This window comes from Flavobacterium qiangtangense (assembly GCF_042658345.1).
GTDB classification, from domain to species: Bacteria; Bacteroidota; Bacteroidia; order Flavobacteriales; family Flavobacteriaceae; genus Flavobacterium; species Flavobacterium qiangtangense.
This window is the reverse complement of the sequence record NZ_JBHSQB010000006.1, coordinates 89,133-101,029: the sequence shown is the minus strand read 5'-3', so window position 1 is coordinate 101,029 and position 11,897 is coordinate 89,133. Positions and strand designations below refer to the sequence as shown.

Below are 11,897 nucleotides of genomic sequence, written 5' to 3'. Positions count from 1 at the left end.
TAAGGTGGTTATTGCGGCGGGGCTCACCTCTTCCCATCCCGAACAGAGAAGTTAAGCCCGCCTGCGCAGATGGTACTGCAATCCTGTGGGAGAGTATGTCGCCGCCTTTCTTTAGAGAATCCTCATCGTTAGATGGGGATTTTTTTTTGTCCCAATGCAAAATAATTTGGATATTTTGCTTCTAATCAACACTTAAATCGCTTTTCTTTGTCTTATGAATAGCAATAAAACCCTTTTAATTATAGGAATCGTCTGGCCAGAGCCTAAATCTTCGGCAGCAGGCGGAAGAATGTTGCAGTTAATTGAGATTTTTAAAGAATTAGATTATAGAATTGTCTTTGCAAGTGCTTCGCAAGAGAGTGAATTTTCCTTTCCTTTAAAAGATATTGAAGTAGGTAAAGAGAATATTTTTTTAAACGATGATAGTTTTGATGACTTTGTAAGTCAATTGAACCCATATATTGTTTTGTTTGACAGGTTTATGATTGAAGAACAATTCGGTTGGAGAGTTTCTAAATCTTGTCCAAATGCTTTGAAAATACTTGATACAGAGGATTTGCATTCTCTTCGTTTGGGTAGGCAAAAGGCTTTCAAAGAAGAAAGAGAATTTGATGCTTCGGACTTGTTTTCAGATGTTGCTAAGAGAGAAATTGCAAGTATCTTAAGATGTGACGTTTCTTTAATGGTTTCGGAATTTGAGATTAATTTACTTAAAGAGCAATTTAAGATAGATGAATCTTTATTGCTTTATCTTCCTATTTTTATTAAAAAAAGTGAGAATCAGAATGATTTTCATAATAGAAAGAATTTTGCTTTCATCGGTAACTTTCTCCACGAACCAAATTGGAATTCGGTTTTGTACTTAAAAGAAACAATTTGGACATTAATTCATAAACAATTGCCAGAAGTAAATTTGAGAATTTACGGAGCCTATCCTTCGCAAAAAGTTTTACAATTACATAGCCCAAAAGCTAATTTTTTTATTGAAGGAAGAGCTGAGAATGCCTCTAAAGTAATTTCTGAAGCAAGGATTATGCTGGCTCCGTTAAGATTTGGAGCAGGAATTAAAGGAAAACTTTTAGAAGGTATGCAATATGGAACTCCAAGTATAACTACTTCCATTGGGGCGGAATCTATGCATGATGAATTGCCTTGGAATGGTTTTATAGAAGACAATCCTCAAGAATTTGCAAACAAAGCGGTGCAATTATATAATGATGAAAAACTTTGGAACAATTGCCAGGAAAATGGATTTGAAATTATAAAATACAAATTTTCTAAAGATTTGTATTTTTCAAAATTTAAAGAAAAGATAAATTACTTGCTAAACAATCTTTCAATACATCGAAATAACCACTTTATTGGTCAAATCCTGCAACATCATACATTAAGAAGTACAGAATATATGTCACGGTGGATTGAAGCTAAAAACAAAATTAGTTAAAGTAAAAAATCCCGTTTTGAATTTCAAAACGGGATTTTTATTTATAAAGAAATCAGCTTACGCTAACATCGTAACTGGATTTTCCAAATATTGTCTTAAAGTCTGTAAGAATTGTGCTCCCGTAGCTCCGTCAACCGTTCTGTGGTCGCACGCCAATGTTACTTTCATTGTGTTTCCAACAACAATTTGTCCGTTTCTTACAACTGGTTTTTCAACAATTGCACCAACAGAAAGAATTGCAGAGTTTGGTTGGTTAATGATAGAAGTAAATTCTGTGATACCAAACATACCTAAATTAGAAACTGTAAACGTACTTCCTTCCATTTCGGCAGGCTGTAATTTTTTGTTTTTAGCTCTTCCAGCAACGTCTCTTACATTACCACCGATTTGAGTCAAGCTCAATTGGTCAGCAAATTTAAGAACCGGAACAACCAAACCATCTTCAACAGCAACAGCAACTCCAATGTGAACGTGGTGGTGAATTACCGTCACATCCTCTTTCCATTGAGAATTTACTTTTGGATGCTTTTTCAATGCCATTGCGCACGCTTTGATAACCATGTCATTGAAAGAAACTTTTGTGTCTGGCAATGAATTGATAGTATTTCTTGAAGCCATCGCACTGTCCATTGCTACTTCAATTGTCAAGTAATAATGCGGCGCTGTGAATTTAGATTCAGAAAGACGTTTGGCGATAACCTTACGCATTTGCGAATTTTTAATTTCTTCAGAAGAAGCTTCTCCTGCGGCAACAAATGGTTTCACAGTAGAAGCACTTTCAGATTTGCCAGCTTCCTTTGGAGCTTGTGCTTCTGCAGGCTTGAAGTTTTCGATATCGCTTTTCACAATACGTCCGTTTTCACCTGTTCCTTTTACTTGTGAAATATTAATTTTTTTCTCTTCAGCGATTTTTTTAGCCAAAGGCGAAATGAAAATTCTTTTTCCGTCAGAAACTGTTTCAATAGTTTCTTCTTTAGCTTCCTCTTTTTTAGAATCGTCTTTTTTAGGCTCTTCCTTAGATTCAGATTTTTCTTCAGATTTAGTTTCTGCTTTTTCTTCTTTTGCAGAAGCGCCACCTTTTTTGAAGTTTTCAGCAATTCCAGAAACGTCAGTTCCTTCTGGTCCGATGATAGCCAAAACGCTGTCAACTGGAGCAGATTCGCCTTCTTGGATTCCGATTTCTAATAAAGTTCCAGAATTGAATGATTCAAATTCCATCGTCGCTTTATCCGTTTCGATTTCAGCAAGAATATCTCCTTCGGCAATTTTATCACCTACTTTTTTTAACCAAGTTGCAACTGTTCCGTCAGTCATCGTGTCGCTCAAACGTGGCATTGTAACAACAATTACACCTTTTGGCAATGCATTACTTTCTGCTTTTGGAGCTTCCTTAGCTTCTTCTTTTTTATCTTCCTTAGGATCTTCCTCTGATTTTTCTTCAGATTTAGTTTCTTCTTTCGGAGTGTCTTCTTTTTTATCAGAGGAGCTTCCGCCACCTAATAAATCAGAAATATCTTCGCCTTCCTTACCGATAATTGCCAAAAGTGAATCAATTGGAGCAGATTCTCCTTCTTGAATTCCGATGTGCAATAATGTTCCGGCGTCAAAAGCTTCAAATTCCATTGTTGCTTTGTCAGTCTCAATTTCTGCAAGGATGTCTCCTTCTTTAACTTCGTCCCCAACTTTTTTCAACCATGTAGCAACAGTTCCTTCTGTCATAGTATCGCTTAAGCGAGGCATTGTGATTTTGATTGCCATAGATTATAGTTTATGAGGGATGAAAGGATAATTTTCTTGTTCGTAAACAACATCATAAAGTTGCTGTACTTCTGGGAATGGAGATTCCTCAGCAAATTGCGCACATTCTTCAACTAAAGCTTTTACTTTTTCGTCAATTGCTTCAATTTCTGCTTCAGTAGCATAATTGTTTTCTTTGATTACGTCTAAAACTTGAGTGATTGGGTCAATTTTTTTGTATTCTTCAACCTCTTCTTTTGATCTGTATAATTGTGCATCAGACATTGAATGTCCTCTGTAACGGTACGTTTTCATTTCAAGGAAAGTTGGTCCATCACCACGACGCGCTCTGTCGATTGCTTCGTGCATAGCTTCTGCTACTTTCACAGGATTCATTCCGTCGACTGGTCCGCAAGGCATTTCATAACCTAAACCAAGTTTCCAGATATCTGTGTGATTTGCAGTTCTTTCAACAGAAGTTCCCATTGCATAACCGTTATTTTCAACGATGAAAACAACTGGAAGCTTCCACAACATCGCCATGTTAAAAGCTTCGTGTAAAGAACCTTGACGTGCAGCTCCATCACCAAAATAAGTCATGGTTACACCGCCAGTTTCGAAATATTTGTCTGCGAAAGCAATACCTGCACCAACTGGAATTTGTGCTCCAACGATACCGTGACCTCCGTAAAATCCTTTTTCTTTTGAAAATATGTGCATAGAACCACCCATTCCTTTTGATGTTCCTGTTACTTTTCCAAGTAACTCAGCCATAACAGCTTTTGGGTCAACACCCATACCAATTGGTTGAACGTGGTTTCTGTAAGCAGTAATCATTTTATCTTTTGATAAATCCATTGCATGCAATGCTCCAGCTAAAACAGCTTCTTGACCATTATATAAGTGAAGAAAACCTCTTACTTTTTGTTGGATATACAAAGCGGCTAATTTGTCTTCAAATTTTCTCCAAAGCAGCATGTCTTCATACCACTTTAAGTAAACTTCTTTTGTAACTTCTTTCATTGTTTGTTTTTTGCTAAACGTTATCGTGCCAGTAAATTGCTAGTTGTAGACGCAAAATAGTTTTCCTCACACAAATTTGCGAAAGGCAAAAATAAGACATTCCAACTTAGAACTAAAACTTAAACGGTAAATTTTAGGTTTTTTTATAAATAGTTTTTATCAAATAGAAACGGAAGCAGATTTTTTAAAGAATCTGATTTGTAAACTTCTCCCGATTCTCCCATGAAATAAATTTCTATCGGAGTTTCTTGCTTGAATTCATATTCTGCAATTGATTGTCTGCAAGCGCCACAAGGTGGAATGGGAGCAAGAACTGGTTTTTCATCTGAAGTTGCAGAAATGGCCATTTTTATAATTTTTGCTTCCGGATAAATGGCTCCGGCTTGAAAAATGGCAACTCTTTCGGCACATAATCCTGATGGATAGGCAGCGTTTTCTTGGTTGGAACCTAAGACAATTTTTCCGTTGTCTAATAAAATGGCGCAACCTACACGAAATTTTGAATAAGGCGCATAAGCTTTTTTTCTGATTTCAATGGCTTGATTCATTAAATCTAAAAGGTCTGCAGAAAGTTCTTCTTTAGAATCAAAAACAGAAAAAGTTGTTGTAATGTTGATTTGTTTCATAAATGTTTTGAGGAAAAAAAATCCAAATTACTAATGAAAGCAATTTGGATTTTTTTGTCTTTAAATTATATACTAATATTCGTCATATTGATCTCCGAAAGCAAAGCTTAGAGAAAAACGAAGTGTGTTTTCTAATGGATTTCTGACTTTTGAAGCAGAGAATAAGTAAGAAACGTCAAGCTTCACGATGTTATATTTGAATCCGGCTCCAAGAGAAAGGAATTTTCTAGCTCCTTTTTCTTCACTTTCATTAAAATAACCGGCTCTGATGGCGAATGAATCTTGGTACCAATATTCTGCCCCTAAAGCCCATGTAAATTCTTTTAATTCTTCTTTCATTCCGTCTGGTGCGTCACCAAAAGATTTGAAAATTCCTTCTGTCCAGCCAATGCTTCTGTAGTCACGGTTGTTTTGAGCTCTTTCCTCATCGGTAATATCTCCATCTCCGTTTAAATCTGGGTTTTGAGGCGTTGGAACTAACAATTTATTTACTTCTAAATTAAGTGATACTTTGTTGTATTCATCAAAAATAAAATCAAATCCACCACCTAATTTCAAATTAGAAGGAAGAAAGTTAGAACCTTGATCTGAATCATCTAAATCGTAATTAATTTTTGGTCCTAAGTTCTGGAAGTTAAATCCTCCGCGCCATCTTCCGTTGAAATCATCATACGCAACTTCTTCGGATTGGTAATAACCAGAAACGTCAACTGCAAAAGAAGAAGCTGCAGAAGCATCATTGCTTAACTGAGCTAATCTAAGATTTGAGCGAATATAACGACCAGCAACAGACATTGAAAATCTTTCATCTAACTTTAACGCATATGAAAAGTCAACCGCAAATTCACTTGGATTCACTTCAACCGCTGGATCGTCTGGATTTTCGGTTCTAAATTCGATAACGCCAAGACTGAAATAACGTAAACTCGCTGCAAAAGCACTTTTTTCACTAATTCTATTGAAATAAGTTATTTGACTTAAGGAAATATCATTTACCAATTCTGGAAGGTAAGGCGTGTAACTTAAAGAAAATCCTTGTTTGTCTAATGAGAACGCATATTTTGCAGGATTCCATTGTTGTGAATAAACGTCTGGAGAAGAAGCGACACCAATGTCACCCATACCAGCAGCTCTGGCATCACCCGCAATCAATAAGAACGGTACTCCGGTAGTAATCACTCGATTGGCTTCCTGAGCATTAGAATTGCTGAATCCTAAGATGCAAAGTATAAATAAGGCGGTTTTTTTCATTCTGGTTGAAATATTTAATTGAACAAATATAATATTTTATTAAAGGATAACAAGTTTCTCGTACTTTTCTGTCTTTTTATTTGTGAGGGTCGATTTGACGGTGAGTTTGTAAACATAAACTCCTTTTCCGATTCGGTCTCCAAAATCATCTCTTCCGTCCCAAGTAATTTCTCTTGAAAGAAAACCTTCGGTGTTGACCACCTGGTTTATTGTTTTTACAATTTTTCCGGTAATCGTTAAAATTTGAACTTGAACATCTAAAGGTTCGTATGGGCGGTTGTGCGTGAACCAAAACTGCGTATAATTTACAAACGGATTTGGGTAATTCAGAACATTTGTCAACGTTACCGTTTCGTCTCCCACAACAATAAATTGAATTTCTGCCGTAACCGGATTATTGTAAACATCCCAAGCCTTAAAAATAACGGTGTGTAATCCAACGGCTAAATCTCTGAACGGAAAACGAACTTTTCCTTTTGTGTAATCATCAAGTTCGGTTTCATAATAATCATTTAATATGTACGGATTATTTTCGTCTCCGTCTAAAATAGCAACAATGTCGTGGCCGATACCGCTGGCCGTATTGATTCCGTTTTCATCTTCCAAGAAAGCTAAAAATATCGGCGATTCATTTGTAATTCCGCCAGAAATAAATGTTTCGTCATTCATATAAAGACGAACTCTTGGGCCAATGTTATCTGCAACAGCGTTTGTGTTGATTCCGCCGACTTTGATAACAGTGTTGTAACCAGTTTGATCTTCGAGCGCCTGCGCTTTTTTGGCATAAAAACTGACTCTGCCTTCGCCAACAGGAATCGTGATGTCTCTTGGAACTACAAAACTAAATTCAAAATTTCCATTGGTGACAGAAGCATTTCCTCTAAAGATGGTTTCTCCTAACAAAGTGAAATCCATTGTGATTAAACCAGTTCCGTTTGTTGTGCCATCGTTTCCTAATGTGGTTTTCTGAATGTTTTTGTCAAAGATATTTACGGACAAATCGCCGTTATAGTTTGAAAGCAATGTATTTCCTTGAATATTTCTTACTTCACCAGTCATTTTCACCGGACTTAATGCGCTAAGTACAAATTGTGAAGTTTGAATTGGTTCGTCATTTACTTTGGTTAAAACAATCGTAGGATTTGGAATTGCTAGCTTTATCGCTGGATCTCCGATATAAGAAACCATTAATGTATTTCCTCCATAACTGTTTTTTGCATTTTTTAAAGCTTCAGCCATCGGAATATAGTTTGTAGTTCCAAAGCCATAAAGTTGACCAGAAAAGGATTCGTTAATGAGTTTGCCGGTTAAAACGTCAATTTGGCGAGTAGTTGTAACCATAGAAATCGCGCCTCCTTTTGGATTCCAATACGTATATTCTCCTGCAGTTGGTCTGTAAGGGTTATCAAATCTCGTAAATTCACAAGTTATGGTTACAAAAAGCGGGTATTTATATTGATTTGTAAGGTTTTGAGCGTCTGTTTTTTCGAAAATTCTTTCAGTTGCCAATCCGTCTTCGCCTCCGTGTCCAAAATAATTGAAAACCAATGCACCTTGATTTATGGCATCCACAAAATCTTTTCTAGCTTTTGGATAACGAAATCCGCCAGAAGAAGCTTCTTGAACATAAGAATCACTATGGATTTTTTTGACATTCACAAAAGGTTTTTGAGCAGTAATGTTATCTCCCAAAGAATCAATTCCGGTTTGAATTGCATTTTCCCATTCTGCATCAACGTCATCAGAAATTAATACAAAGTTATTTCTCCATTTTCCAAAGGACTGGATATCATGGTATTCAATTACTTTTGTGACCATTTCTTCTGCTTGTTTTTGACTTGCAACAAGCATTCTTCCAACGGATATTTCTAAATCGTCTGTGCCTGCGGTTGGATTCATTGTTCCCTCATTTGGGTCAAGCATTACAAAGTAATCGTCACTCATATAAGAACTTGCCAGGTTGAAACTGCCATAAGCGTGATAAATAGGAACTATGTTTGTGTTATTTGGAATTCTGTTTTTGTAATCATAAGAGGCGTCTCCAAAAAGATTCAAATATTTTAGCCTTCTTGCAGTATTGGAACTATTGTTATAAATATACTTTACAAAATTTCTAATGGCTCCGATATCTTGCTTTCCGGACGAAAATTCTTGGTAGATATTTTCAAGATTTACAACTTTTACATTTAATTGAGAATAGTTTCTGTGAAAACCGGCCAATCTTTCTGCTTGCGAATTTAAAGAAGCAGGCGTTACAATTAAATAGTCTAAGTCTTGAAAAGCTCCTTGGCTGTTTTTTAAAATTGTTCCTTTTAAATTTTGGTTTACGACTCTTGATTGTGATTCTTTTAAAGGAGATAAATAGTTTGAATTGTCAACGGCTATGTATTTTCTTAGTTCTCCCATATATGCTTTAAAGGAAAAATTTGCAGCGCCATTTTCAATTTTTGTGACATTATAAATATCGGTGATATCCCAAACTTGACTAATTCCGGAAGCATTTGAAAATTGATATTCAATAATTCCTGTGGTTAACGCGACATTATTGTATTGAAATTTAAATTGTTTTCCATAACCGCGAAGGTTTCTTTTGGCTTGCAGAATGATATAGTCTAAGTATCCGGCTGAATTTGGAATGCCACCATTATTATAGGTAACTTTTACGGTAACATTTTCTGATGCTGTAAAAGTTCCTGTCAGCAGTGCGTCTTTCGCCAAATCTCCAGAAGTTGCGACTGCTGCATAATTAAGTGTCAGCACGTTTTGATCGTTAGCTTCAAATGTCATGGTTGTGGGCGAGTATGCAATTGCTGCGCCAGATCCCGTTAGAGAAATTTGAGAACCGCTGACAATATTAGGAAATTCAAAATTAAAAGATTGTTCGTTTTGTGAACTAAATTGCTCTCCAAACCATCTTCTGCCAAGTCTTGCAATATTAAATCTGTCGATTTCATGAAACTGATAATCATCAAAAACAGTTGTGGTTAAAGTTGCTGTAGCGCTTATTGGAGCTATGTTCGTGATTCTTTTTCCTTGAGAACCTTGTGCCGTAATATAATAATAAGATTTGTCTGAAAAAAGATTTAAATGGGTTAGGCTTTCCTGATTCCAGTTGTCGAGGCCTTCGGCATAAAATAAAATGTAATCTGAATTGTCAAAAGAACCGTCAGCTTCGCCAATGATTTGAATCGCATTTTCGGTCAAATCTTCTGGATAATAAGTTGAATTTAATAATGGAAGCATTCGGCCTCCGTTTCCATAGATTTTAATATTTCTGGCATCAACTCCGTTTAAGTTCATTCCCAAGCTTTGAAGAAAATTCTTAGAAATTTTATAGACTCCAGATTTTTCAACATAAAATCGATACCATTCGCCAGAACTTAGAACAGAATTAGAAACCGCAGCAATGCTGTTTGCAGTAAATTGGTTAGATCGGTTTTGAGTGTTCGAAAAAGTATAAGAAAGTGACTTTACTCGTTGAAACCCCAGCCCCGATTTTATAATTGGTGAAAATTCAATCACCGCTTTTTGAGAAGCAGGATTGTTCATGTTGGTTATTTTTGCATTGATCGAAGAAGGAATTTTTGCTATATTTAATTCTCCAAGCTGTTCTTTAGAAACAGTTTCATAAATAACATCTGCAATTTGCAAACTTGATTCGTCGGCGAAACCATTTACGGCAACTTTTTTAACATATGTAATTGTTCTATTTTCATAATTATAGTTAAAAGAAGAATTATTGAAAACAGGGACTTTAATTTTTATTTGTTCAGAATTTATACCTGAATTATCAATCCATTCAATAGTAATATTTTCTTTCTGTTGAGCGAAAGAAGTGAGGGAAATAAGGAAAAGTAAAAGGATGAATGTCTTTTTCATTAAATTGAATAACGCTTTCTAAGCATAATTATTACGAAATTCAAAAATAATTTATTTAACGTAATATTGCATGCAATAAAGAGATTAAATTTACGTTTTGAGAATATACATTTAACAAAAAATTAGTTTTTTATTATTATTTCAAATTTGTGTTGCGGTTTAAAGGTTAATTATTATATTGCGGCTCGAAATTTATTACCTACTGAAAGTATGAAAGTAAACAAAATTATGGCTTTGAGGCTGATGCTATCTGCAGCATTAGTTGTGGGTGTTACTAGTTGTAGTAAGAACTCCAGCTCAAAAAACTCATCTTCTGCCACGGGTTGGAAAATCAATGACAAGAAGGGCGGGTTTCAATACAATTCAAAATTTAAGAAGCAAGAAACTGCTCCTGGACTTGTTTTGGTTGAAGGTGGAACATTTACGATGGGTAAAGTTCAGGACGATGTAATGCATGATTGGAATAATACACCAAACCAGCAACACGTTCAGTCTTTTTACATGGATGAGACAGAGGTAACCAATGTTATGTACATGGAATATCTTGACTGGGTAAAGCGTGTTTTTGATCCAGAAGATGAAAATTATACAAATATTTACCAAGGAGCTCTTCCGGATACATTAGTTTGGAGAGACAGATTAGGTTATAATGAAACAATGACTGAAAACTACCTTAGACATCCTGCTTATGCAGAATATCCTGTAGTTGGTGTGAATTGGATCCAAGCTGTGGAATTCAGCAAATGGAGAACAGACCGTGTGAACGAAAATGTTCTTGAAAGAGAAGGTTACTTAAAAAGAGATGCAAAAGTTACTGAAGCTAAAGGCGAAAATACTTTTAATACATCTACTTATTTAGCTGCTCCAACAAAAACTTATGGAGGAAACGAAGAAATCGTTCTTAAAGGCAAAAGAGGTAAATCTAAAGATAGTACTAACTTATACGCTCAAAGAACTTCTGGTATCATACTTCCAGAATACAGACTTCCAACAGAAGCTGAGTGGGAATATGCTGCAGCTGCTGATGTAGGTAACAGAGAGTACAACTTATACAGAGGTCAAAAGAAATATCCTTGGAAAGGAAACTATACTCGTTCTGGTAAAAGAAAAGTGAAAGGTGACCAATTGGCCAACTTTAAACAAGGAAAAGGAGATTACGGCGGTATTGCAGGATGGTCTGATGACGGTGCTGATATCACGCAAAAAGTTAAGTATTATCCACCAAATGATTTTGGATTGTATGATATGGCGGGTAACGTTGCAGAATGGGTTGCTGACGTTTACAGACCAATTGTTGATGATGAAGCAAATGACTTCAACTATTACAGAGGTAACGTTTACATGAAAAACAAAATTGGTGAAGACGGAAAAGCTGAAATTGTAACTGGTGAAACTATCGCTTATGACACTTTAGCAAACGGTAGAATCATGGCAAGAAATTTCCCTGGTCAAATCGCGCAAGTGCCAATTGATGAGAAAGAAACGTATTTGAGACAAAATTTCGACAAATCTGATAACAGAAATTACAGAGATGGAGACAAACAATCAACAAGATATTTTGACTTTGGAAGTTCTGAAGAAGGAGAAAAAGTTGATGACTCAAAAAGAATGTATGATTCTCCAAAACACAATGTGACTACAGACAGTTTAGGAAACATGGTGAGAAGATATGACAAGTCTTCAAAAAGAACAACTTTAGTTGATGACAACGTTAGAGTTTACAAAGGTGGTTCTTGGAGAGACAGAGCATATTGGTTAGACCCAGCTCAAAGAAGATACTTCCCACAAGATATGGCAACTGACTACATCGGATTTAGATGTGCAATGTCAAGAGTTGGTCCAAAATCTGACGGAAAGAAAAAAGCAAGAAATTAATTTTCAGTAAAATAAATTCCACAAAAGCCCTTTAATTAGGGCTTTTGTTTTATAAAACAGTT

The 11,897-nt window shown here is 35.8% G+C and carries 7 protein-coding genes and 1 rRNA gene; 3 read left to right on the top strand and 5 right to left on the bottom strand.

The annotated features are described in order from the left end of the window. Positions 1-110, top strand: a 5S ribosomal RNA gene (gene rrf / locus ACFPVY_RS07810). A 104-nt stretch (positions 111-214) separates the two neighbouring features. Further along, positions 215-1,444 (top strand): glycosyltransferase, encoded by a 1,230-nt coding sequence (locus ACFPVY_RS07805; RefSeq protein WP_379791408.1) that lies wholly within the window; start codon positions 215-217, stop codon positions 1,442-1,444. A gap of 57 nt (positions 1,445-1,501) precedes the next feature. Here the strand turns inward: ACFPVY_RS07805 and ACFPVY_RS07800 are convergent, their stop codons facing one another. The 5 genes from ACFPVY_RS07800 to porU form a co-directional block, all read right to left on the bottom strand. Further along, complete coding sequence (locus ACFPVY_RS07800; RefSeq protein ID WP_379791407.1) at positions 1,502-3,202, bottom strand: pyruvate dehydrogenase complex dihydrolipoamide acetyltransferase; 1,701 nt, start codon at positions 3,200-3,202, stop codon at positions 1,502-1,504. Positions 3,203-3,205: 3 nt separating this feature from the next. Beyond that, positions 3,206-4,204, bottom strand: coding sequence for a pyruvate dehydrogenase (acetyl-transferring) E1 component subunit alpha (pdhA, locus tag ACFPVY_RS07795; RefSeq protein WP_379791406.1), 999 nt, complete (start codon positions 4,202-4,204; stop codon positions 3,206-3,208). Between the two features lie 143 nt (positions 4,205-4,347). Next, entirely contained in the window at positions 4,348-4,830 is a 483-nt protein-coding gene (gene cdd, locus ACFPVY_RS07790) for a cytidine deaminase (protein ID WP_379791405.1), read from the bottom strand. 72 nt (positions 4,831-4,902) lie between these two features. Further along, positions 4,903-6,081 (bottom strand): type IX secretion system outer membrane channel protein PorV, encoded by a 1,179-nt coding sequence (gene porV / locus ACFPVY_RS07785; RefSeq protein WP_379791404.1) that lies wholly within the window; start codon positions 6,079-6,081, stop codon positions 4,903-4,905. A 39-nt stretch (positions 6,082-6,120) separates the two neighbouring features. Next, positions 6,121-9,960, bottom strand: coding sequence for a type IX secretion system sortase PorU (gene porU, locus ACFPVY_RS07780; protein ID WP_379791403.1), 3,840 nt, complete (start codon positions 9,958-9,960; stop codon positions 6,121-6,123). Between the two features lie 210 nt (positions 9,961-10,170). On the opposite strand from porU, the gene gldJ reads away from it, so the two are divergent. Beyond that, positions 10,171-11,835, top strand: a complete 1,665-nt coding sequence (gldJ, locus tag ACFPVY_RS07775) for a gliding motility lipoprotein GldJ (protein ID WP_379791402.1) — start codon at positions 10,171-10,173, stop codon at positions 11,833-11,835. Positions 11,836-11,897: the final 62 nt, after the last annotated feature.